This is a genomic window from Bradyrhizobium sp. 26S5, from assembly GCF_036923295.1.
GTDB classification, from domain to species: domain Bacteria; phylum Pseudomonadota; class Alphaproteobacteria; order Rhizobiales; family Xanthobacteraceae; genus Bradyrhizobium; species Bradyrhizobium septentrionale.
Genome location: NZ_CP145949.1, coordinates 92,245 through 115,900 on the forward strand (window position 1 = coordinate 92,245; position 23,656 = coordinate 115,900).

A 23,656-nucleotide genomic window follows, 5' to 3' on the forward strand; every position below is an offset into this window, starting at 1 on the left:
CCCACGAAAGGCCGGATTTGGCCTTCTTGGGGACTATGCCCAGCGAGAGGTCCATTTCAGAATTTTCGGCACCTATTTCTGAAAAGAGGCGGGTGCCCGGCATAGCCAGCAGGACGGTGAGCGGCATGAGTCCATGGGCAGACCCTTCGTGAATCCGCGATCCGAGACCGGCTACCTCAGCTCGGAAGAGCTGATCGGCGCGTTCGAGGCGCTTTCGCCGGATGACAAACTCAAGCTCGCGGCGATCGAAGCCATCAAGGTGCGCGGGACCCGTTTCGCGCAGGGCGAGTTGGTGCACGAGGCGCTTTGCCGCGCCCTGACGGCCGACCGGAACTGTCCGCGTGACGTTCCCTTCATGGCCTTCCTGGTTGAAACCATGCGGAGCATTGCAAGCCATGATCGCGAGGCGTGGCGCAGGACACAGGCGCTTCCAGACGGGGACGCAGCCGGTAGTGCCGAAGCGGCATCCTCCGCGCCTAGCCCTGAGGACGATCTGGTGCAAAGGGAGGATGCCGAAGCCATACGGGCGATCCAAGATTGCTTTAATGACGATCCTGAGGCCCAACTCGTGCTGCTCGGCTGGCAGGAGGACTTGCGCGGCGCGGCACTGCGCGATGCGACCGGATTGGATCAAGGCCAGATCGACTACGCCATTAAGCGGATCAGAATGAAGATGAGAAAGACCTATCCTGACGGGTGGATCACATGAGCACTCCCCACAAACCGACCGCGCATGAAGAGCTTGAGCGAATAGAGGACGGCTTGGTGGACAGTATTCTCAACGCATCGGGAGACGAGTTGCGCAAGGAGATTGCCGCCGCTGGCGGCCATCCCGATGCCATGGTCGCACGGATCGATTCGGCACTTGCATCTGCACGCGCGGCATCTGCCCGTGCACGCCTCGAACGTGCCCGCGCCGAACTGACTGCATGGCGTGACAATGGCAGCAATGTCTCCACCCTTGAGCGCGAAGCAGCGAGAAAACGCCTTGGCCATCTCCAATCGGGTGGCGGCGATCCAGACAAGAAATTCATGATGGCTGCGCGTAAGGGGCAAGGACTTTCAGATCAGGATATCGAAGGCTTGATCGAAGATATGGTTGAACTCGAGCGGTTGGAACGCGACGGCAAGGAGTGAGTGTCTTGCGCCCCGCGGAAAAAATGCTAGTTGCGCTCGGGATCGAGAGGCCGGCCCAGATCGATCTTGAGGCGATCGCATGGGCGGGCGGCGCGGTCATAAAATATCGGCCCCTTGATAGATGCGAAGCTATGATCGTGGGCGCTCAGCATCGGGCGATCATCACAGTCAACAGCCGCTCGATTCCAACCCGGCGGAGGTTTTCCATCGCTCACGAGATTGGGCATTGGCACCACCATCGGGGCCGCATTCTCTTCTGTGGTGCAGGGGACATCGGAAATCCGTCATACAGCGCTCTCAATCCAGAGACCCAGGCCGACCAATTTGCCTCCGATCTATTGCTGCCGGATTTCATGTTCCGGCCAATTGCCGGGAAGATGAAACGCGTGGTGCTCTCGTCTGTGCGGGAAATAGCGGATGAGTTCAAGGTCAGTGCCACGGCAACCCTGCTCAAACTTGTCGAGTCCGACCGCTTCCCGCTGTTAGTTGTTTGCCATAACAAATCCGGAAAGCGCTGGTTCAGAAGAGCGCCAATGGTGCCCGGCTGGTGGTTTCCCAAAGACGAGCTTGATGCCGAGAGTATCGCATTTGAGATGCTGTTCGGCGGCGCTGCGGAGATTTCATACGTGCGGAATATCGGCGCAGACGCATGGTTTGAATTTCGTGGCGCGGATCGGTACGAAATTCAGGAGCAGTCGTTTCTGCTGCCAAATGAAGAGGTGTTGACCTTGCTGATCCTCCCTGCGGAAGGCCTTGGTTGAGCGCCCTCACGGCGGGGAGAATTTTTGGATTGAATGGTCGGCGTTTCGCCGCAAATAATCGCAGGCTGCTGACGAGATTGCATCCCAACTAAGAGCAAAGCTCGACGCGGATTTATTGCGGCGACCCCCATAGCGAAATTGCGCGCCTTCCAAATGACGAGCGGATTACGACTGTAACCGGTCGGAAGTTTTATCCGTAAACAGTCAAAAGGCTTCATCGGATAAATGATGCGAGACTGGATGACAGTTTCACTTGACCGGCGGTAGTCGCCTTTGAAGGTTGGCCGGAGAACGTCAGGCTTTCGCTGGTGGGACCGAGCTAGATCGTCTGGCGGTATTATATTGCCCCGCCAACCCCCGATTGCAGCCCGGCGAACCAAACAAGAGATTTATATTGAACTTTAGAGGGTTGCGCTCGCTTTCAACTTAAAGGAGCATGCCGCTTTGGTGGTTTGACGCTGCAACACAGGCGCATGTTTGATTTTTGTCTATCAAGGTAAGTCTGAATGACCATTTCATCAGAGGGCACCGCTGCGAACGTTGGAAACGAGTACGACGCTAGCCGCGCAGGCGCCACCGCTCTTATCAACGATGGTCTTCGGCTATCTTCAGGAGACCTTCTGTTTATCATCTGCCAAGAAGAGTACAGGCCTGCTGCTGATTGCATAGCGGACGTAGCTCGAATTCTTGGCGTAAATGCTCGCATTCTCGGATTCCGGCGCGACGAGTTTTTGAACGGCTATAAACCGTCCTTCGGACCGGACTTCATTAGAGCGGACGCGCCGCGAGGCATCGTTGTCCTTATGGAATGGTCGCCAGAAACGACAAGCGCCCGTCTCGATCTGCTCCAGAACCTTGGCCACTCTGGTCAAAACTGGCGCGTCGCATCTATGCCCGGAGTTGATGTCCAAAATTTGGCCCTCTGCGACGGAAGTATCGCAAACTTAGCTACCTCCTGTCGGCTGGTCTTCGCCGCGTTGGCAAGGGCGCGTACCGCTACTCTTCACACGCCTAATCCCTCAGGCAACATTGATAGCCTAGTCGTTCAATTGGATAGCATTCCAATAATAAGCTCAGGACAGATTGAAGACGGAACATGGGGCAATTTTCCCTCGGGTGAAACCTTCATTGTACCGACCCCCAAGCGATCGTCAGGTTGGATAACCATTCGAGGAAGCCTTCCACGAACCCCATTAGCAGCCGGAGAGTGGATCCGCTTCCGAGTGTCCGATGGCAAGATCGTTGCCGATTCGCTAGCCGCGCAGACCCGGCAGGACGAAAGCCATGATTGGGGCCAAGTCCGACACGGGCGAAACCGAGCGCAAGGTTTTGGCAGGTGGCATCAACAGCGTGGCGCGCCCCGAGGAAAGCGATGTCCCGCTTCGCAAGCGCAAATAGCCAGTGTAGCCGGACTACCTAAAGATGTTAAATTGCAACGATTATAGCGTGAATTTAGCTCGTCCGCATGCGAAAGTGGGACGTTTGCCGACAGAGCGAGCGCGCGCGGGGGATCGAATGCAGCTAAGCCGTATTGTCATCAAGAATTATCGATCACTCAAATTCATCGACGCGCAGGTCGCGGAGCGTACTACCTGTGTTGTCGGGGAGAATAATACCGGCAAGTCGAACCTCATTCAGGCTTTGCGCCTGTGCCTCGACGTGAACCTGTCGTCTGCGTACCGCGCCCTCGTGAAAGACGACGTACACTGCGATGTTGACCAACGCCTACCGTTTCAGGTGTTGATCGGCGTGGAGTTCACAGGTTTTGAGGGCCGCGACAATGAAGAGGCCATGTTGCATGGAACGCAGATTGGACAGGATCGAGCGCGCCTTTTCTATCGCTTCAGGCCGAAGCGGGCCGTGCGGGAAGCTATCAGCCTGAGGAGCCGGCAGCCCAACACGCTCACTTTGGCGGACTACGCATGGGAGTTGGTGGGTGGCGGCAATCCCGCAGTCGAGCTGAGACATATCGAATGGGACACGGAGAACGACGCGCTTGGCGCCACGACCGTGAGCCTTCAATACCTACAGTCGTTTCTGGTCGTCTACCTCCATGCCTTACGCGACGTCGAAAACGATTTACGCCAGCCACGGCAGTCCCCGTTGGCCAGATTGATCGACGCTAGCGCGATCAGCGAGAACGAGCAGGCAGCACTCATCGAAGCAATCCAGGACGCGAACGATACCATCGAAGGTTCGCCCACTGTCCAAGCGATTTCGGGAGCGATCGATACCGCTCTTAAGGAAGTCACCGGGCCAGCTTTCAGCCTCGATGTGGAATTAGGCCTATCCGCGCCGTCATTTCAATCCATTGTACGAAATCTGAATGTGCTCTTGAGCAGTGCCGCGATGCAGCGATTCGAGCCCCGCCGCAACGGTCTCGGTCTCAACAATGTTCTATATATATCAATTCTGATAGAGTATTTCCGTAAGCGGGCCGCAATTGGCCGCTCTGCCGGTGAGCTAATCTTGATCGAAGAGCCAGAGGCGCATTTACACCCTCAGCTTCAGCTCACGCTTCTTGAAGCGCTGCGCGCTTTACCATTCCAATCCCTTTTGACGACCCACAGTCCAAATATCGCGTCGAAGGCGGCGCTGGACTCGTTTATCCTTTTGACTAACACGGGCGCGACGGCCCCGTTTGCCGGCACGATCGCTGCTAATGCCGATCTTGCGGAAGAAGATGTTACAGATCTCGAACGCTATCTCGATGCCACAAAATCAAGCCTACTTTTCGCGCGCAAAGTTATGCTCGTCGAAGGTGCGGCCGAAGTCCTGTTGATACCGCCGCTCGTGAAGGCAATTTTAGGCGTCGACCTTGAGCGCGAGGGCATTTCAGTCATAGCCATTCACGGCGTTCATTTCGATGTGTTCGCCAAACTCTTCAGTGCCGGCTGCCTGCCGAAAAAATGCGCTATCGTCGCGGACGCCGATCTGGACCCGGCTGAAGCTAATGAACTTGCTGACGCAGGCGCAGAGGCGGATGCTGCTGACGAGGACGACGATCAGCCCGTCAGGCCGGCCTTGGCCGCTCTGGAAAATGCCTACGTGAAGGTCTTTCTCGGCGATACGACCTTCGAGCGTGAAATCACGACCGACGGTAATCTCGCCATGCTTGAAACCGCAACGCGAGCGCTCGGTGCACCGCGTATCGCTCAAAAAATATCTGACGCAGACTTTTTGGGAGTCGACGACGAGTTGAAGGACGCTGTCCTGCGGACAGCGAAGCGGTTCGGAAAAGGCCGGTTCGCACAAGTCGCGGCTCGGCACGTCGCGCAAGCAACCGAGCTTCCTAGTTATATCGCAGATGCAGTTGAATGGTTGCGTGCCCAATGAGCCTAACGGCGGAACAACGCGACGCTGTCGAGTGCGAAGACAACATCCTGCTTACGGCATGTCCCGGCAGTGGAAAGACACGGACGATCACAGCACGTCTCGCGCAGGAGATCGAGAAGCTGCGGGGAAGCCCGCAAGCGGTCGCTTGCATCACTTACACCAACGCCGCCGTTCAGGAAATTGAGCAGCGGCTGGCCGCCCACCTGCTCGACGGCGACAAGCAACACTTCGTCGTTTCAACGATCCATTCGTTCTGTCTGAGCGAAGTGCTACGCCCATTTGTGTGGCTGGTGCCGGGCTTCGCCGGTTCTATCCGGGTGCTCACCCGTGATCGCCCAGAATTTGAAGAAATCGCGCGTTGGGCGGCTGAACAGGTAAACCTGCTGCAAATGAGGGCGGCTGACTTCGAGGCCTTCGCATCCCTCAGCTTGGACATCCATGGAAACTTGATCGGGGTTGCCCTGGGCAACGAACCCGTTAGACGCGCTGCCCCATACTTCTGGCAGAAGTGCGCTGAGCTGGGCTTCGTTGACTTCGCCAACATCATTTATAAGGCCTATTGCCTCTTGCGCGATCATCCATTGATCGCGCATTCCCTTTCGTGTCGCTTTTCGAGTTTTCTGATCGACGAATTTCAGGACACGACCGAACTTCAGATCGAGATTTTGAAGCTCATTCACGCGCAGGGACTGTCGCGGATATTCGCCGTGGGCGATCCGGCTCAGTCGATCTTCGGGTTCACGGGCGCGCGTCCGGAGCTCATTCAGCCATTTGCTGTACATATTGGCGCAAGAACGGACTTATCGCTTACGGGTAACTTCCGATCCAGTCCGCCAATCGTGACGCATGCGGAGCGCCTTATTCCTCGTGTGCCAGCGATGCAGAGCGTGGGGCGGAACCGGGCTGCCCGCATCGAGCCATCTCTTGTTCAGACCAGCGGAACGTTCGAAGCGATTACCGAGCATTTTCTTCCATTACTGGCGGATGAGGGGATTGAGTTTGGCAACGCTGCTATTCTCGCCAGAGAATGGGCACCCTTGTTTCCGCTCTCCCGACGTCTCCGAGAATTTGGCGTGCCAGTCGTCGGCCCAGGAGCGAGGCCGTATCGCCGATCCCGTCTCTTCGCCTCGCTGGCGGAACAGCTTTGCGGCTATATCGTTGATCCCGGAGCACACAATATTCGCCAGCTTGAGCGCGCCCTGTTTCATGCCGTGCAGGATGCGACCGCAAGGGCCTGCTTCGAAATCTTCTCGTACGCCGGACGTGTAACGCTCGTTCGGTTGCTGCGCGAAGCTTTGCGCCTTGCGCAAGCGGGTGGGGCGATCCAATGGCTTGACGCGATGTCGCAGGCGACGGGATTTATCCTGCAAAGCGATGGACTAATCGACCAAGCGCATGCCGGGTTGTTTTACGCCTCTGTTCAGGAAATGAAGGCTGATATGCGAGGCCAGAACGTCGACCTTGCCAACCTGACCATAGAAGACCTGGGATTGTTTGCGTCGCCGGACAGGGCAGTACGCCTCACGACCATCCACAATTCAAAAGGGCGCGAATATGGCGCGGTCGCTCTCATCAACCTACGCGAGGGCCGGTTTCCTCATTTCCGCGCCGAGGATATGGACGCTGAGAAGCGGCTCTTTTATGTTGCGGTGACGCGCGCGGAACGCGTCTTGATGTACATCGCCGAGCCAGACCGTTGGGGAAATGCACCCTCTCGGTTTCTCGGGCAAGACGGTGTTGGGCTTGTCTGAGAACTCGGCTACACGCTGCCCAACGGCAACGCCACTGATCCGTTCCGTGTTCGCAATGTCTTGTTAGGCAGACGATGAAAGAGAAGAACCCGAGATACAACGGCCTGTGGGTGTTCAAACCCGACCTAACGAAGCTGCGCCCTGGTGATGTCATTCTCACGCGTAATGCGGAAGCAAGCTCGTTCAAGGGCAAACGCAGGTCGGACATAATTGCGAAGGTAACCCGCGGCAAGTTTAGTCATGCTCTCATCTGCACGGCGCTTCCTACACTTATTGAGGCGCTAGCGGATGGTGTCTCAAATATAAGCGCCCAGAATTGTTTCGTGCATGACCTCAAGCATGTGCGCGTCCTTCGGTACCCCAATCAGGCCATCGCACGCGCGGCCGCAAGTGAAGCGTTCAAGTTCTTTGGGAAGGAATATTCCGTGCAGGCGGCCCTGCGATCGGTGTTGCCCGGGGTGCCGATATCGGATTCGGGCGATGATAAGACGTTTTGCTCGGCACTGGTGGCGGCCGTTTACCGGGTCGCTGGCGCCCCAGAGTTTGCATCGATCCATCCGATGAAGACGACGCCGGCTACCCTGGAGAAATCGGCCCACTTTGCCGATGTCACGTCCGATGTCTTCGTAAGCGTACTTTCGCCCAGCAACATCGAAGAAATGAGTGCTCTGGATGGAGACCGGGCGGTATCGCCAATGGCAGGTCAATCTAAGTTGTTGAATTCTTACTATGCCAAGCTATCCGTCCCCATCGATGAGTTCTTCGCCCAGTATCCGACGCTCACCCTTAAAAAGCCGACCAGTTTTTTTGAATGCCTGCCGTTCATCAATTCTGCCTGTATCGCGGCCAATCGGCTTCCCGATCATCCTGAGGCCAACAAGGCACGGGAACAGGTCAGATTTATCGATGACCTTGCATTCGAATTGCTATTGGAGGGCAAATGGCAGGCGATGATGAAGGCCGCCCAGGCAATTGACGATGAAGGCATGCGATACTCGCTGGAAGAATCGTTTAAGGCAGACCCCGACGTGAACTTGGCCGACACGCTAGGGATGATTAAGGCGACACAGGACCAAATCGTCTCCCGGTCGTCGATCCTGATTGATCCGGTCGGCCAGTCCCACGTTTGGGATGAATGGGTCAGGATGACCCACGAGGCGGTCTCCGAACTCAATACCAGGCTCAACGTTTTGAACGAAGTGCTGGAGAGGGTTTTCCCGTCTGCAACGCGCGACTGACAATAGGTAACGGCCCATTTCCACAGTTGGAAGCTTGCTGCCGAAAGCGATCGAAGCAAGCCAACCGATTAAGAGCCGGTCTTTTCGCTATCCCCGGTCTCGGATGCAGCATTTGCCGCCTGCGGTTCTAAGGGTGGCTTGGCGCTGGTTTATCGAAGGGAAGCTGTAGCTGTTCCCGGTAAGGAAAGAGGGGAATGAGGCAGAGCCGGAAAATCAGCCAGCAGGCGTAGACGGCATCAGGGCCGTAAGGGTCCCCGTCATGCAGCAAGCCATGCGATAGCGCATGCCGAAGAGACGGGCCGGGCTTCTTGAGGAAGAGGCGTTCGTTGTAGCAGAGTCGCAGATGGGCGCCGGCCCACCTTGGCGCATTTGCGGCAGCGCAGCCGGCTGGCGAGATCGTGCACGAAGGTGGTCGGCGGATGCTTCATTGCCGCGAGGTCGACGTCGCTCGGAGTCTTGCAGCGGGCGCATCTGATCTCCCACCCAGGGGAAGCCTCCATTCACGGCCTGGTCGATAGTGGGCGATGGATCGATCGGCTCGCCGTCGCTCCACATCCGCTCGTTCCAGCTTTCGCAAAGCAGCCTGTCAGCTTGCTGGATCATCGCCTCGCCCTTGGCTCGCATCGCCGCCGATTGGGCGGACAGGATGTTGGCCATCGCGCGTGCCTTGCCGAGCTCTTTCGCCAGAGCCTTTCGATCGCCGCCCGACAGGGGCGTAGGGTGATACTTCGGGGCCATCCGGACATCCAGTCGCAAGAGATCGGATCGGCGATATGGAAGCGGGTTGTGTTTCGGCATGGAATAAGGACCCCGTTTCGGGGTGATCGGCATCCAATCGGGACCCCGGGATAAGGGTCCACAGTGGCTTCCATCGAGTCATGGAAGCCGAGGTTGGGATGCTGGTGGTGGAGACGATTGGTAAGATCCGTCGCGCCTACTTTGTTGATGGTCGTCCGATCAAGGCGATCTGCCGAGAACTTGGCGTATCGCGGAAGGTGGTTCGCAAGGTCATTCGTTCTCAAGCGACGGAGTTCCGGTACGAGCGCGAGACGCAGCCGCTCCCGAAGATGGGTGCCTGGAGTGCCGAGCTTGATCGGTTGCTGGCAGGGAATGAGAGCAAGGCGGCGCGGGAACGGCTGACGCTGATCCGGCTATTCGAGGAACTCCGCGGCCTGGGTTATGCCGGCGGCTATGATGCGGTTCGTCGATACGCCCGACGGTGGACCAAGGAACGCGGCACCTCGACAGCGTCGGCTTATGTGCCGCTGAGCTTTGCACCAGGCGAAGCCTACCAGTTCGACTGGAGCCACGAGGTGGTCCTGCTGAGCGGCACCACGGTGATGGTGAAGGCTGCTCATGTTCGGCTCTGTCACAGTCGCATGCTGTTCGTGCGGGCCTATCCGCGGGAGACGCAGGAGATGGTGTTCGACGCCCACGACCGGGCATTCGCCCTGTTCAAAGGCACCTGCACCCGCGGCATCTACGACAACATGAAGACCGCGGTGGAGACGATCTTTGTCGGTAAAGGCCGTCTCTACAATCGCCGCTTCCTGCAGATGTGCAGCCACTATCTGGTCGATCCGGTCGCCTGTACGCCAGCGTCGGGCTGGGAGAAGGGGCAGGTCGAGAACCAGGTCGGGCTGGTCCGGGAGCGCTTCTTCACGCCGCGGCTGCGGTTCAAAAACCTCGACGAGTTAAACGCCTGGCTGCTCGACAAGTGCATCGCCTACGCCAAGGCTCATCGCCATCCGGAGCTGGTCGATCAGACGATCTGGGACGTGTTCGAAGCCGAACGCCCCAAACTCGTTCCCTATGCCGGCCGCTTCGACGGCTTCCATGCGGTGACAGCATCGGTCTCGAAGACCTGCCTGGTGCGCTTCGACAACAACAAGTACTCGGTCGCAGCCAGTGCAGTCGGACGACCGGTCGAGGTTCAAGCCTATGCCGATCGCATCGTGATCCGTCAGGATGGACGTATCGTTGCCGAGCACCCGCGATCCTTTGGCCGCGGCGATACCGTCTACGACCCCTGGCATTATGTGCCGGTGCTCGCCCGCAAACCCGGCGCCTTGCGCAACGGTGCTCCCTTCAAAGACTGGGTGCTGCCGGCCGCGATCGAGCGGATCCGGCGCAAGCTGGCCAGCACCGACGATGGCAATCGGCAGATGGTCGACATCCTCACCGCGGTGCTGACTGACGGTCTGTCCGCGGTGGAAGCGGCTTGTGCCGAAGCGCTCAGTCACAGCGTCCATTCCGCCGATGTCGTTCTCAATATCCTGGCCCGTCAACGTGAACCCGCCCCACCGGCCAACATCATGACGCCGGCCGCACTGACGCTCCGTCATGCACCGATCGCCGATTGTGCCCGCTACGACAACCTCCGGAGGACCATCTGATGGAACGAACCCAAATCTTCGACCTCATGGGCGAACTTAAGCTCTACGGCATGAAGGCTGCCTTCGACGAGATCATGGCAACTGCCGTCAAGCGCCAGCACGAGCCTCAACGCATTGTCGGCGACCTGCTCAACGCCGAGATCAACGAGAAGCAAGCCAGGTCGATCAAATACCAGCTCACCATTGCCAAGCTGCCGCTCGCCAAGGACATCGCCGACTTCCAGTTCGACGGCACGCCGATCAATCAGACTCTCGTCAATGATCTCGCTGGCGGCGGCTTCATCGCCCAACAACGCAACGTCGTGCTGGTTGGCGGCACCGGTACAGGCAAAACCCACTTGGCCATTGCCATCGCCAGAAGTTGCATCCGCGATGGCGCCAGAGGACGCTTCTACAACGTAGTCGACCTCGTCAACCGGCTCGAGACCGAGACCCGCAACGGTCGGCAGGGACGGCTCGCCGAGCATCTGACCCGCATGGACTTCATCGTTCTCGACGAGCTGGGCTATCTGCCGTTCGCGCAATCCGGCGGTCAGCTCCTGTTCCATCTCATCAGCCGGCTCTACGAGCGCACCTCCATCATTGTCACCACCAATCTTGCGTTCGGCGAATGGCCCAGTGTGTTCGGTGATGCCAAAATGACCACCGCGCTACTCGACCGATTGACCCATCACTGCGACATCGTCGAGACCGGCAACGACAGCTGGCGATTCAAAAGCCGCGACGATGTTCAAACAACCCGCGCTCGCGCCGTCTCCGCAACCCCGACCAGCTCCGACGACCCGAGCGCTACCAGCAGAGCACGCCGATCAAAGGGGTCCCTTTTGGATGCCGATAGGGGGTCCCAGTCGAACGCCGATTGACAGCGGGTTACGGCGTCTCGAACGCCGGCCAGCATCCGTCTTCTTCATGCCTGCCGGTGCGCTGCTGGCAGGTGTTCCGGACGCATACGCGCTGTCGGCGCGCTTCGCCATGATGCCTTCCAGACCCTTCCGCTCGGCCTCGGCGAAGAATTTCTTACCGTCTCCTTTGAGGTCACGGCTGAAGGCGATCAGCTTGTCGCGCGGCAGAATCACCTTCAGCCGCTTCTTGCGCTCGAGGAGAGGCTGCTTGCGCAAGTCCACTGCGTTCTCGAACATGAGATCGAAGACGCAAAACTTGAGCTTCGCTTCATGGCGCAGCGCGTTTTGAAGCAGCTGGAAATGTGAGACGCCGTCCTTGCCGATTGCGACGAGCTCGCCGTCGATCACGGCGTCGCTCCTCACGTCCTCCAGCGCTTTGGCGACCTCAATATAGCTGCGGTTGAGGATCTTGCCGTTGCGGCTGTAGAGGGCAACCTTGCCCCGCCGGATTTCCGCGATCATCCGGAAGCCATCGTACTTGTCCTCGAAAACCCAGCCGGGGTCGTCGAACGGCGCGTCGGTGAGCGTAGCGAGCATCGGCTGCAGGCGCTTGGGCAGGGTCGACGTCCGGGTCATTCGAGACCCATCACTAAAAGCGCGTTGCGAAATGCATGTACGTCCTTCAAGGATTAGGGAACGCTTCGAGGCCGCATCGTGTTCCGCAGGCACCGGGCGTGCGCAACGGTGAAGATTGACCCGGGGGCGGATTAGGCCGATGGCCAGAAAACTGAAGACCTACCAGACTTCGCTGGGCTTCTTCGATCTGGCGATCGCCGCTCCTTCGATGAAGGCGGCTCTGGAAGCGTGGGGCGCCGACAGCAATCTCTTCCATCAGGGTGCGGCGAAGGAAAGTGACGATCCGGACGTTGTTGCAGCGACCATGGCAAAGCCCGGTGTCGTTCTCAGGCGCCCGGTTGGCACCGATCGGCCTTTCGGCGAACATGCCGAGCTGCCCACCGATCTTGGTGGCGGCGGACCAAAGAAAGCCGCCCGCAAGTCGAAAAGCTTAAAGCCGAAGAAGCCTCCGTCGCGACCCGTCGACAAGGCCGCGGAGCGGAACGCCGCTCTCGCCTACGAACGGGAGCAAAGGCGCCGCGAGCTTGAAAGGGCCAAGGAAGTGGCCGCCAGGCAGAAGGAGCTTGAACGCCATCAGCAGGCGGTCGACAAGGCACAGGCTGCGCTGGACAAGGCCGAGCAGGAGCACGCGAAGCGGGCCGCCGCCATCCAGGCCGAGATCGAGGCGCTTGAGAACAGATCGCAGGCTGAACAAACCCGCTGGGATAAGGAGAAGAAGCGATTGGAAGCCGCCTTGCGGCGCGCGCGGAGATAGTTTCTGTGGCGACAGCCACGCGTGAAGTCCAGCGGTCAACTTCAGATGTTCATCGTTCGGAATCTCGTACGTGTGCTGCGGCCTGGTTCACGACGGCGCGGTCCCGTCGGTCCTCCGGAGCGAGCTCCATTACGGCCTGATACAGCTCGGCCGGTATGGTCAGATGACCCTCCAGGGGCTTGTTGGCCCACTGCCAGAAGCAATCGAATGCATCCATCACAAGTCCTCCCGCAGGCCTCGGTAGAATGGGTGCCGGACCTTTCCCTCGGCCGACTTCGCGCGATATTCGATCTCGGCGAGCGGCTTTGGTTCGACCCAGATGCCCTTATGTGCGATCCGCTTCGTGTACGGCTGCGTCTTTCGGATCAGCGGCTTAAGTTTCTTCTGGAGATCTGCAGCGGAAGTCTTGTCAAAGCCGTGGTCGACCTTTCCCGCATAGACGAGATCGTTGCCCTTGCGGCGGCCGACATAGATGCCGTCCCACTTTCCCTCGTCGAGTGCGAAGCCGGCGATCGTCAGTGTCTCGCGTTGGACACACGTTTTCTTCACCCAATCGCTTGTGCGGCCCTTTGGATAGGCACCGTCTCGCACCTTTGAGATCACGCCTTCCAGGCCGAGCTTGCAGGCGTGCGCGAACATCTCCTGACCGTCGATCTCGAAACCTTCACTGAACTGGACGTCGGTGCCATCGACGATCTTCTTCAGCTCGGCCTTCCTCTGGAATTGAGGCAGCTTCCGCAGATCGCGGCCATTCAGATACAGCAGATCGAACGCCGCCAGCACGATCCTGGTGGACTTTCCCTTGAGCTCGTTCTGCAGCACCGAGAAATCGGTGCTACCATCGGCAGCGGGGACGACGATCTCGCCGTCGATGACCGCGGAGCTGGCTTTGATGCGCCAGGCGTCGTGGGCGACTTTCTTGAAGCGGTGCGTCCAGTCGTGGCCACGCCGGGTAAAGATCCTGACCGCCTCGTTGACCAGGTGGACCTGGACCCGGTAGCCGTCAAACTTGATTTCGTGAATCCATCTCCTGCCGGACGGTACCCGCTCGATCGAGGTCGCTAGGGCCGGTTCGATGAAGCCGGGGAAGGGCGCCTTGACGCCGATGGCCGCCGGGTTCTTACGCTGAAACGCCACGCAAGCACTCCACGCAACAGCTGATTCAAACTGACACAGTTGGAATCGTTCCGGAACCCCTGAATCCTTTGCTGCGTTGGTCTGTTGTCAAGTCCGACGGGAGGAGCCGATGGCGGCAGCGAAGAAGACGGCGCGCGGGCGCAAGCAGGACTGGGCCCGTGTGGCCGGCGGGGAAAAGTATGAAGTGGGGTACGAGTCCAAGAAGACAGCGGTCGGCATCAGCGGTCAAGAAAGCTGTCAAAAAGGTCGGCAACAGCCGGAAGCGCGTCGAGAAGCGTCTCGGGCGCTAGGTCTTTGCTCGCGTCGAATGTCCAGCGGATTGCCTAGACCTCGGGCAGGCATTCGGGGCAGGTGTCGCCGATCGAGTCCAGGACCTCGGTCACCGCGCAGGCGGCCGCCTCGGGCGGAAGACCCGATGGCGGATCCTGGACAGCGATTTCGAGCGCCCGCTGACGGGCGTGTGGATCTGCGCGGTCCTGCATCCAGCCGTGGTACTCACATTCGCGGATCGCGCCTGCCTCCTGCAGCACGGCTATCGCCCACCCCCGGACCGTGCGGATCGCCGCCCGCCTCTCCTTGGTCATCAGCATCAAGATCGCTCCTCCGCGCGGGACGAATCCTTGCAACCCTCGATTCGTTCCGGCTGCTAACACAGAGCAGGGATTCGAAATCGCCGGGGCAGATGCTTTTCCACGTGTTCCGTCCCGCCCGCAACAGGAGGTTCTCTAGCCGAGGACGCAGCGATCGGGCCGTCACGGGCTCGCGCAGCACGAATACGCGCAGGTACACCGCGCCAACCAAGCATTGCATCACGGCCAGGGCTCGGCCTGGGGGGGCATTCGCGGCGTGCGGCGGCGCGCTCAAACACCTGCTTTAGCGCTTGAAAGTGCGGCGCTTCTGAAAGTAGGGGATTGCCAAGGCAAAATGCGCACAACCGCTGCTTCTGGCTTGACCCACCAAACGGGCGCGTTCTAATTTTGTTCTCATGGCAGGCAGGCTGATTCCGCCAGCTCGTATCCACGTTTTGAATAACAACAGCCGTTGACCCGATGCGGACAGGAAACATGCACGAGATCATCTGTCCCCACTGTGACAAGGCCTTCAAGGTCGACGAGTCTGGTTACGTGGATATTCTGAAGCAGGTCCGTGACGCCGATTTTGCCCAGCAGCTCCACGAACGGTTGGAACTGGCCGAGCGTGACAAGCAGAGCGCTGTTCAACTGGCCAAGGCTCAGGTGAGCAACGATCTGCAGAAGACAGCGGCGGCCAAAGACGCCGAAATTCAGGAGTTGAAGTCCAAGCTTGAGGGAAGTGAGGTCGCTCAGAAGCTTGCTGTCACGGAAGCGCTCAGTGCCGTGGAAAAGGAACGTGACACGCTCGCGAACGCGCTTGCCCAGTCCGAGCGGGAAAAGAAAGCGGCCTCGGAGCTTGCCGAAGCGCTCCTGGCCAGCGAGCAGAACAAAATCTCGGCCGCCAAGGAGAAAGAAATCCAAGAGCTCAAGGCCAAGCTCCAGGCTGTCGAGCTTGAAAAGAAGCTCGCGGTTACCGAAGCGGTCGGCGCCATCGAGAAGGAGCGCGATGAGCTGAAAAACGGGATCAAGCAGGTCCAGCTTGAAAAGCAGCTCTCCGAGCAATCGCTAAAGGACAAGTACGAAACGCAAATCAAGGATCGCGATGACGCGATCGAGCGGCTGAAGGATATGAAAGCCCGTCTGTCGACCAAGATGGTCGGCGAGACCCTCGAACAGCACTGCGAGACCGAGTTCAACCGGGTGCGGGCGATGGCCTTTCCGCGGGCCTATTTTGAGAAGGACAACGACGCGCGGACCGGCAGCAAGGGCGATTATATCTTCCGCGACGCGGATGAGGCAGGTACAGAGATCATCTCGATCATGTTCGAGATGAAGAACGAAAGCGACAAAACCGCATCGAAGAGCAAGAACGAGGACTTTATTAAGGAGCTTGACCGGGATCGGACCGAGAAGGGCTGCGAGTATGCCATCCTGGTCTCATTGCTCGAACCGGACAACGAACTCTACAACGCTGGCATTGTCGACGTCTTCCACCGTTACCCCAAAATGTATGTCATCCGGCCGCAGTTCTTCCTGCCGATGATTACGCTTCTGCGGAATGCGGCAATCAACTCGCTCAAGTACAAGACCGAGCTCGCGCTCGTGAAGGCACAGAATATCGACATCACTCAGTTTGAGAGCCAGCTTGAGACGTTCAAGACTGCATTCTCGAAGAACTACGATCTTGCTTCCAGGCACTTCCAGACGGCGATCGCTGAGATCGATAAGTCCATCGATCATCTGCAGAAGACGAAGGATGCGTTGATCGGCGCGGACCGCAACCTGCGCCTCGCGAACGACAAGGCCCAGGATGTGACGATCAAGAAGCTGACCCGGGGCAATCCGACCATGGCCGCGAAGTTTGCGGAGCTGAAAAGCTCACCTGCTGAAGCCGCGGAGTGAGGCAACCAAGGCCAGGCAGATTCGATTGTTTACGTTAAAGAGAAGCATGGTACTTTCGGGAAATAGGAATATATTCCATAATCTATGTTATGCGAGCAATAGACCACCGTTAGAAGAGCTGCGACGCGCGCCTATTTGCAGCGCTACGGCAAGCCGGTCGCATTCTACTCGGATAAGCACGCGACGTTCCGGGTAAACAAGGGTCGGGGCGCCCGGGGGTGACGGCATGACCCAGTTTGGCCGGGCGTTGCACTAGCTCAACATCGATATCATCTGTGCCAACGCTCCGCAGTCGAAGGGTCGCGTCGAACGAGCCAATGGAACGCTGCAAGATCGTCTGTTGAAGGAGATGCGGCTGGCCGGAATCTCAACCATCGAGGCCGGCAACGCATTTTTGCCCGCGTTCATGGAAGGCTACAATCGGCGGTTTGCGAAGCCTCCCTTCAGTGACAAGGACGTGCATCGACCGCTGACTGAGCACGACGTCGTCGATGATGCCTTTGCCTGGAAGGAAGAGCGCACGGTATCGCAGAGTCTGACGCTGCAATACGACAAGATGCTGTTCATCCTCGAGCCGAACGAGATTACGAGCACCCTCGCCCGCCAGCGCGTCACCGTGTTCGACCATCCGGACGGGCGGCTTGTGATCAAGCACAGGGGCCGTGCGCCGCCCTACCGGACGTTCGACAAGGTGCGACAAGTCGACCAGGCGGAGATCGTCGAGAACAAGCGGTTAGGGTCGGTTCTGGCGTACACTTGCCGAGCAGCAGAAGCTGCTCGACTTCAGCCGCAGCCAGAAGGCTCCGCGAAGACGTGGCCAAGGTCCGAGCTTGTTCAAGGCGGGCTAAAACCCGCAAGTCGACCAGTCGCCGTCGCTGGCATTGGGGCTCTCATCCGGGCGCCCGGCCGCTGCGCAACCCCGGCCAGCTTCGCGTCCGTGCGCCCTCCTCGCCGGGCTGCGCGGCGGCGATCAGGGTGAGACTCCAGCGACAATCAAGGTGAGACTGCGCCGATGGGGACGGACCGAAGGGAGGGCGCAGCCCGACCGGAGGACCGTCCCCATCGGCGTCGCGCGTTTTTGGACCCGTCTGGCGGCCGGGTGCGGCTGGTGCAAGCTGTTGGTTCGTCTCGACAAGAGGGAATCGATGCCTTGCCTGGCCTCCACATCACCGACCACCAGATGAGGCTGTACATGACCTACCGACTGACACTGTCCCCCGAGGCCGCCGCGGCCAAGGCGGGGTTCTCGAAGGCAAGCGCGTATCGAATCGAGGGCGATTGTCGCCCGCCATCGCAGAAGAAGACGCCGAGGGGCCGGCGCCGGTCCGATCCGCTCGGGCAGTATTGGGACGCCGAGATCGTTCCGATCCTGAAGGCTGCGCCCGGCATCCGCGTGATCGGCGTGCTGGACGAGCTGCGCCGACGGCATCATGACTTGAACCCGAACATCCGCCGCACGCTGGAGCGGCGCATCAACGCCTGGCGGGCGCTCAACGGCCCCGAACAGGACGTGATCTTCCGCCAGCAGCACGAGCCCGGCCGCCTGGGTCTGTCCGACTTCACCGACGTGAGCGCGCTCGGTATTACCATCGCGGGTGAGCCGCTCGATCACCGGCTCTATCACTTCCGGTTGGCGTTCTCCGGCTTCGAGCATGTCCATGTCGTGCTCGGCGGCGAAAGCTTCGTCGCCCTGGCGGAGGGCTTGCAGAACGCGCTGTGGGCGCTTGGCGGCGTGCCGCGGGAGCATCGCAGCGACAGCCTGTCGGCAGCATTCCGCAATCTGGCCGCCGACGCACGGGGGGATCTGACGCAGCGCTACGCCGGGCTGATGGGCCACTATGGCATGGCGCCAACGCGCAACAATGCGGGCATCGCACATGAGAACGGCTCGATCGAGAGCGCGCACGGCCATCTCAAGCGGGCACTGGAAGATGCGCTGTTGCTGCGGGGGACGCGCGAGTTCGCCAGTCTCGATGCGTACCGGGCTTTTGTCGACGAGATTGTCGGCCGGCGCAACGCCAACCTCGCCAAGCCGATCGCGCTCGAGAAGGAGGCCTTGGCGCCGCTGCCAAAAGGCCGCACGACCGACTTCGAGGAGAAAGTGATCCCGGTGACGTCGTCAGGCGGCTTCATCCTGCGGCGCGTATTCTACACCGTGCCTTCAAGATTGATCGGCCATCGCCTGCGTGTGCGCATCTTCGACGACCGGCTCGAATGCTTCCTTGGCGTCACGCCGGTCGTGACGCTGCGGCGCGGTCGGCCTGTGTCCGAGAGCCAGGGCGGTCATGTTGTGGATTACCGGCACGTCATCCATGCCCTGCGGCGCAAGCCGATGGCGCTCCTCAATCTCGTTTATCGCGACCAACTCTTCCCGCGTGCAGCTTACAAACGTCTGTTCGAGACCTTGCGGGAGCATGGTGATGACCGGCGCGCCTGCAAGGTGACGGTCGAGCTTCTGGCGCTGGCTCACGAGCGCGCCTGCGAAGCAGAACTCGCCGAGGTGATCGCGATGGATCTGGACGCCGGACAGTTACCCGATCTTGCCGCGCTGCGCGACCGCTTCCGACCCGAGGCGGCCTCGATCCCGCGTGTCGCCGTCAAGCTGGCGCCGCTCGACGTCTACGATGAACTCGCCTCCGTCAGCGTCATGTCGGGCCGCTCGAACCTGGGAGAGGCAGCATGACCGGTATCGCTACCTCCGTCGATGCTGCCCGTGTCGAGCTGCTTCTCAATGAGCTCCGCCTGCCGGGCGTCAAGGCGATCTGGCCGAAGCTCGCCGCACAGTCGGACAAGGAAGGGTGGCCTGCCGCCCGCTTCCTCGCCGCCCTTGCCGAGCACGAGGCGGCCGATCGCACCCGCCGTCGGATCGAGCGACACATGGTGGAAGCGCGTTTGCCCGCCGGCAAGACGCTCGCCACCTTCGACTTCGAAAGCGTGCCGATGCTATCAAAGGCACAGGCGATGGCGCTCGCCGCTGGCGACGCCTGGTTGAAGGCCGGCGCCAATTTGCTCTTGTTCGGTCCACCCGAGTCCGATTCATACTGCTCACCTCGCTATGCCGTTATAGTTCAAGCTCTCTTTGGCGCAGATCGTCGGACGGCGGCCGCCGGAAGCGTCGCGCCTGCGCGGCCTTCTTGACCTCGGGTTGCTCCAGATCAAGCGCTTTGATCACCCAAGGTGCGCCTTTGCACAGCTGGTGCGCAGGTAAGCTCTGCTCCGCGATCAGACGGTGAACCGTCGATGGGCTGACCTGCAAGGCTGCGGCGGCTTCATCCAGAGTGATTTCTCCTCTCTCCTTGCGTTCGCCCTCTCGGTAGGGCGCGATAGCCTGCTGGTTGCGCAAGTGGCAAACGCGGGCGCGGGTCCAATTGTTACCCCGCCCCGTCGACTTGCCGGCCCGGTTGAGGACTGCCGCGATCGTGTTGTCGGGCATCTGCCGTGCCAGAACACGCACGAGATCGATGGCATCCGCGGACGTCCTCCAGCGGTGTTGACCCGTACGGTTCTTCCTGGTCTTCAGTGCTGTATGATCGCCGCCCTGCCAGTGGATGACAAGCTCGATCGCCTCATCGTGGACGCGCACAACGATCTCGCGGATCACAGTTCGGATGATCCGCTTGCGCGTCGCAGGCGTCGCCCCAGGGCTGTTCCAGGCTCGCTCCAAATCGGAGCCAAGCGCGAGTAACCGCTCGCGATCCGCCTCGCTCAGAGTCGTCTCCGGCTTGGCTAAAAACGCCCCGCGCTCATCCTCGAGCGCGCGGACAGCCAGCAGGCGTTCATTCCAACGCCGCTCCAACTCGCCAGCTACCAAGCGATGGTCGGGATCGACGGCCTCATAGTGCCGACGAGCACGAGTGGCCTCATAGCGCGCTTGCTCCAGAGCCAGTTCAAGTTGGCGCAGCTTCTCGGCGTGCTCACGGCCGCGAGCCTCCATGGCAGCCAGCGCAGCCTTGACACCGAGCGGCTGCAAACGTGCGATGACTTCCGCGCTGATTGCGCGATCCACGCGCAGGCCGCCGAATGAGATGCACGGATCTCCGCCATGGTTGATCTGGCTACCGCGGCAATGATAACGCCCAACAGTGCCGTGCGTGCCACTGTAGGCAACGTGAAGTTTGCGACCGCAGTGACCGCAACGAAGGAGCCCTGCAAGAAGGGCCTCGCCGCAGCGGACCGAGCCACGACTCATGAAGCTCTTCCCATTGGCGTTATCGGTGATCAAGCGCTGATTCCTCTCGAACTCCGCCCACGTAATGTAGCCCTCATGGTGATCCTTGATCAAAACTTCCCAGTCGCTGCGCTCCCGCCGGAAGCCCCGCACGATCCTCTTGCGGCCGGCCTCGATCGTCACCCGACTGCCCGAGCGCCCGAAGGCGTAGGCGCCAGCATAGATGGGATTGGTAAGGATGTGATAGATCGTATTGTAGACTGGTAACTTCCACTCGACGTGGCGACCCTCGGGGCCATGGCTGACCGCGGGCAAAGTGATTCGTTCTTGCCGTAACCACAGGTGGACCTGGCGAAGTGTCTGCATCTCAGCAAACCTGGTGAACACGAGTGCGAGCGCCTCCTGAATGCGCCGATCAGGGTCCTTCTCGATCCGATCGTGGGAGACTTTGAGATAACCGATTGCAACGTTGAGGAAGAGCTCCCCCCTGCGGGCCTTCTGCTTCAAGGCTTCAAGCGAGCGCTGCCGAAAGATAGACAGCTCCATCTCGCTCATTGTGCCCTTCATGCCGAGCAGAAGGCGATCATTGGGGTGGCGCGGATCATAGACGCCGTCCTCATCGGCGATCAGTGTTCCGACGAGCCCGCAGAACTCCAGGAGCGTATGCCAATCCCTGCCGTTGCGGGCCAGCCGAGAGGCCTCAATCGAGACCACAGCGCCAACTCGCCCTTCGCAAATGGCGGCAAGCAGCTTCTCGAACCCGGGACGCGTGGTGCCGCCACCAGAGCGACCGAGATCATCGTCGATCACGACCACCTCGCTCCAGCCCAGCTGCCGCGCACGGTCGGCCAAGCCGTACTGGCGGCGCTGGCTCTCTCGGTTGTTGATAACCTGGTCGGCCGTCGACTGACGAACGTACACGACGGCCTGGCGAGCAAGGTGCTCAGGCGTGATCTTGCTCACCGCTGTCCTCCCGGTTCACGTCGTTTGCGTCGACCGCGCTGTCGGTGAGTGCTTCGGTCAGAAGCTCCTTCAACAGCTCCAACATTTGCTGGTGGGCTTCGATTGGAATGCTGCTGTATTTTGGAGGGCTCCCGAAAAGATCCCCCTGACGACGTGATGCGTCCGCCATGACCGCCTCCTCGCGATTGGGACGATTCCCTGGGAGAGGAGGCTAAGACCGCGTCGGCAAGAACGCGCGCCTCCAGCAGACGATCCACCGGAAGCCGCGGATCAGCCGTCAGTCGGAAGGAAGCGGCGGCGGGGGCCGTCATCCATGCCGGCAGAAGCGTTAACGTCGCATCAGGTTGTCTGATAACAAAATGCGTCTCACTCCCGAGCCGCTTGCGGGCGACAACGACGACTAACGCTCCACATCGCGGATGAAATGGGTAGAGGATCTCAACCTCAGATCCCAGACATCCGGCATTATGACGCTGGCCCGCCGGGCGGCGGCAAGACCCATCTCGGCACGGCGATCGGCCTGGCTCTCGTCGAGAACGGTTGGCGCGTTCTCTTCGCGCGCACCACTGATCTGGTGCAACGGCTGCAGGTCGCGCGGCGCGAGCTGGCGCTGGAGTCCGCGATCGCCAAACTCGATCGCTATGACCTCCTGATCCTCGACGACATCACATATGTGAGCAAGGATCAGGCGGAAACCAGTGTGCTGTTCGAGTTGATCGCCGCCCGCTACGAACGACGCTCGCTGCTGATCACGGCCAATCAGCCATTTGGCGAATGGGGGCGTATCTTCCCGGACCAGGCAATGACGTTGGCTGCCATCGATCGTTTGGTCCACCACGCCACGATCCTCGAGATGAACGTCGAAAGTTACCGTCGAAAAGTTGCCCTCGATCGCAAGCGCGGTCCAGGCCGGCCACCTGTTCACACGACCCCCAACGAACTCGACAAGACTGTGATTGACGCTGGCAGCGCCGCTTGATTGTCGCGCAGCGTCAATCAACGCTTGCCAAGTAGGCGGCCAGCGTCAATTATCTCCTGACTCGGCCGCCTCGTCTCATCTTGATTGACGCGCCGCTCTCATCCTGATTGTCGCGCTATACCGGGCCTTGCGGTGACATTTCTAACGAGCGCAATCAGCGACTTGTCTATCGAGTTCCAACATGATTTTGCTGCACTATCAATTTCTTAAGAGCGTTGCGCATTCTCCGCGAGACACTTCGGCCGCGCGCCGGGCCGAGCATCGTGGTTGCCTCAGGAATGCGAGCAGATCGGAGGCGCCGCATTGTCCAACGGTCGAGCAGCGAAATTGACGTACTGACGCGATAGACCCCGCTACATTGCGGGCTCAACTTTCAGATGCCCGCTCGCGACGCGAGCCATCCAGATCTTCTCCGTCAGTTCACGACAGTGCTCACGCAGCCGTCATCTAAATTCGATTTGCTGTCGCCGGAACATTTGGAATGTATCCGAGCTGCCCCTCGAGAGCCGCCAGGGCCTGGCGAGCTCCCTCTAACCGTGCGGTCGCCTCATCCAAGACCTGCCGCGCCTCATTCAATCGAACGACCGCTTTCGCACCGGCATCAAACAGCTTGCTCCGTATTGATGGAGATCGATCCTCGAGAACTGCGCGCTCGAGCTCGGGCAGCATGTTCATGAGCGCTCGATGTGCGAGCGCTTGCACGGTTTCAGACTTCTCGGCAGCGGTAAGAGCCTCTCGGTAAAAGAGTACCGCCTCGATGGCTTTCTCTTCAAGATGGAGATCGTCGCTCAATCACTCATTCTCGCTACTTGCATCGTGAAATAACCAGCCGTTTCTTCTGTTCTACGGACGCTGGCGGCCTGTGAGCTCGCGATAACAGGCATCCAGCTCACCGAGCTCAATCGCTCGCGCCGCCGCGCTAGTAAGGCTAAGTGGATCTCCATTTGAGAATCGAAGCATTTTTACTCCTCGATGAACGGCTCTAGGGCCGTTCGCAAACACCTATGATCGTACAACCTGACGCTACGTGCGCTTCAAGCCGTTTGTGCTCATGCTCAGCCGACGGGCGTGGCCACAACCAGTT

Annotated in this window: 17 protein-coding genes and 7 pseudogenes; 15 read left to right on the plus strand and 9 right to left on the minus strand. The window is 59.8% G+C overall.

What is annotated here, in order from left to right; translation table 11 throughout:
• The first annotated feature begins 133 nt into the window (after positions 1-133).
• The 6 genes from V5279_RS45995 (at position 134) to V5279_RS46020 (ending at position 8,223) form a co-directional block, all read left to right on the plus strand.
• Positions 134-709 (plus strand): sigma-70 family RNA polymerase sigma factor, encoded by a 576-nt coding sequence (locus V5279_RS45995; RefSeq protein ID WP_338702070.1) that lies wholly within the window; start codon positions 134-136, stop codon positions 707-709.
• A complete protein-coding gene (locus tag V5279_RS46000; RefSeq protein ID WP_338702072.1) occupies positions 706-1,137 on the plus strand; it encodes a hypothetical protein in 432 nt (143 codons plus the stop codon). The genes V5279_RS45995 and V5279_RS46000 overlap by 4 nt, the downstream gene beginning before the upstream one ends.
• Complete coding sequence (locus V5279_RS46005) at positions 1,134-1,898, plus strand: ImmA/IrrE family metallo-endopeptidase (protein WP_338702074.1); 765 nt, start codon at positions 1,134-1,136, stop codon at positions 1,896-1,898. The genes V5279_RS46000 and V5279_RS46005 overlap by 4 nt, the downstream gene beginning before the upstream one ends.
• 1,515 nt (positions 1,899-3,413) lie before the next feature.
• Positions 3,414-5,234 carry an ATP-dependent nuclease gene (locus tag V5279_RS46010; protein WP_338702076.1) on the plus strand — a complete coding sequence of 607 codons (1,821 nt, stop codon included), beginning with the start codon at positions 3,414-3,416 and terminating at the stop codon, positions 5,232-5,234.
• Positions 5,231-6,985 carry an ATP-dependent helicase gene (locus V5279_RS46015; RefSeq protein WP_338702078.1) on the plus strand — a complete coding sequence of 585 codons (1,755 nt, stop codon included), beginning with the start codon at positions 5,231-5,233 and terminating at the stop codon, positions 6,983-6,985. The genes V5279_RS46010 and V5279_RS46015 overlap by 4 nt, the downstream gene beginning before the upstream one ends.
• Before the next feature lie 74 nt (positions 6,986-7,059).
• On the plus strand, positions 7,060-8,223 hold the full coding sequence (locus V5279_RS46020) for a YiiX/YebB-like N1pC/P60 family cysteine hydrolase (RefSeq protein WP_338702080.1): 1,164 nt from the start codon (positions 7,060-7,062) through the stop codon (positions 8,221-8,223).
• Positions 8,224-8,350: 127 nt separating this feature from the next.
• Here V5279_RS46020 and V5279_RS46025 read toward each other — a convergent pair.
• Positions 8,351-8,548 (minus strand): annotated as a pseudogene (locus V5279_RS46025) (hypothetical protein); the annotation flags it as partial.
• Positions 8,481-8,961 (minus strand): annotated as a pseudogene (locus V5279_RS46030) (hypothetical protein). The pseudogenes V5279_RS46025 and V5279_RS46030, both read right to left, overlap by 68 nt.
• Positions 8,962-9,119: 158 nt before the next feature.
• On the opposite strand from V5279_RS46030, the gene istA (V5279_RS46035) reads away from it, so the two are divergent.
• Positions 9,120-10,619, plus strand: coding sequence for an IS21 family transposase (istA, locus tag V5279_RS46035; protein WP_166309211.1), 1,500 nt, complete (start codon positions 9,120-9,122; stop codon positions 10,617-10,619).
• Positions 10,619-11,482 (plus strand): IS21-like element helper ATPase IstB, encoded by an 864-nt coding sequence (gene istB / locus V5279_RS46040; RefSeq protein WP_166107168.1) that lies wholly within the window; start codon positions 10,619-10,621, stop codon positions 11,480-11,482. Before istA (V5279_RS46035) ends, istB begins: the two co-directional genes overlap by 1 nt.
• A gap of 72 nt (positions 11,483-11,554) precedes the next feature.
• Here the strand turns inward: istB and V5279_RS46045 are convergent.
• Positions 11,555-12,097: pseudogene (locus tag V5279_RS46045) on the minus strand (DNA ligase); the annotation flags it as partial.
• A 139-nt stretch (positions 12,098-12,236) separates the two neighbouring features.
• Between V5279_RS46045 and V5279_RS46050 the strand changes: the two are divergent.
• On the plus strand, positions 12,237-12,851 hold the full coding sequence (locus V5279_RS46050; RefSeq protein ID WP_338702082.1) for a cell envelope biogenesis protein TolA: 615 nt from the start codon (positions 12,237-12,239) through the stop codon (positions 12,849-12,851).
• A gap of 49 nt (positions 12,852-12,900) precedes the next feature.
• Here the strand turns inward: V5279_RS46050 and V5279_RS46055 are convergent, their stop codons facing one another.
• On the minus strand, positions 12,901-13,068 hold the full coding sequence (locus V5279_RS46055) for a hypothetical protein (RefSeq protein ID WP_338702084.1): 168 nt from the start codon (positions 13,066-13,068) through the stop codon (positions 12,901-12,903).
• Positions 13,068-13,988, minus strand: a complete 921-nt coding sequence (ligD, locus tag V5279_RS46060) for a non-homologous end-joining DNA ligase (protein WP_338702087.1) — start codon at positions 13,986-13,988, stop codon at positions 13,068-13,070. Before ligD ends, V5279_RS46055 begins: the two co-directional genes overlap by 1 nt.
• Positions 13,989-14,097: 109 nt before the next feature.
• On the opposite strand from ligD, the pseudogene V5279_RS46065 reads away from it, so the two are divergent.
• A pseudogene (locus tag V5279_RS46065) lies at positions 14,098-14,278 on the plus strand (DUF3606 domain-containing protein).
• A 33-nt stretch (positions 14,279-14,311) separates the two neighbouring features.
• Here V5279_RS46065 and V5279_RS46070 read toward each other — a convergent pair.
• Positions 14,312-14,578 (minus strand): hypothetical protein, encoded by a 267-nt coding sequence (locus V5279_RS46070; protein WP_338702089.1) that lies wholly within the window; start codon positions 14,576-14,578, stop codon positions 14,312-14,314.
• Positions 14,579-15,052: 474 nt separating this feature from the next.
• Between V5279_RS46070 and V5279_RS46075 the strand changes: the two genes are divergently transcribed.
• From V5279_RS46075 to V5279_RS46090, 4 genes and pseudogenes are all read left to right on the plus strand, one after another.
• Positions 15,053-16,462, plus strand: coding sequence for a DUF2130 domain-containing protein (locus V5279_RS46075; RefSeq protein WP_338702091.1), 1,410 nt, complete (start codon positions 15,053-15,055; stop codon positions 16,460-16,462).
• 123 nt (positions 16,463-16,585) lie between these two features.
• A pseudogene (locus V5279_RS46080) lies at positions 16,586-17,310 on the plus strand (ISNCY family transposase); the annotation flags it as partial.
• A gap of 302 nt (positions 17,311-17,612) precedes the next feature.
• Positions 17,613-19,145: an IS21 family transposase gene (gene istA, locus V5279_RS46085; protein ID WP_422389058.1), complete on the plus strand. Its 1,533-nt coding sequence runs from the start codon at positions 17,613-17,615 to the stop codon at positions 19,143-19,145.
• Positions 19,142-19,489, plus strand: a pseudogene (locus V5279_RS46090) (ATP-binding protein); the annotation flags it as partial. The gene istA (V5279_RS46085) and the pseudogene V5279_RS46090, both read left to right, overlap by 4 nt.
• 34 nt (positions 19,490-19,523) lie before the next feature.
• Here V5279_RS46090 and V5279_RS46095 read toward each other — a convergent pair.
• Both V5279_RS46095 and V5279_RS46100 read right to left on the minus strand, forming a co-directional pair.
• Positions 19,524-21,593 (minus strand): recombinase family protein, encoded by a 2,070-nt coding sequence (locus V5279_RS46095; protein ID WP_173640842.1) that lies wholly within the window; start codon positions 21,591-21,593, stop codon positions 19,524-19,526.
• Positions 21,574-21,762 carry a hypothetical protein gene (locus tag V5279_RS46100; protein ID WP_207835012.1) on the minus strand — a complete coding sequence of 63 codons (189 nt, stop codon included), beginning with the start codon at positions 21,760-21,762 and terminating at the stop codon, positions 21,574-21,576. Before V5279_RS46100 ends, V5279_RS46095 begins: the two co-directional genes overlap by 20 nt.
• A 306-nt stretch (positions 21,763-22,068) precedes the next feature.
• Between V5279_RS46100 and V5279_RS46105 the strand changes: the two are divergent.
• Positions 22,069-22,572: pseudogene (locus V5279_RS46105) on the plus strand (ATP-binding protein); the annotation flags it as partial.
• A 447-nt stretch (positions 22,573-23,019) separates the two neighbouring features.
• Here the strand turns inward: V5279_RS46105 and V5279_RS46110 are convergent.
• Positions 23,020-23,364 carry a hypothetical protein gene (locus V5279_RS46110; protein ID WP_166308656.1) on the minus strand — a complete coding sequence of 115 codons (345 nt, stop codon included), beginning with the start codon at positions 23,362-23,364 and terminating at the stop codon, positions 23,020-23,022.
• Positions 23,365-23,656 lie beyond the last annotated feature (292 nt).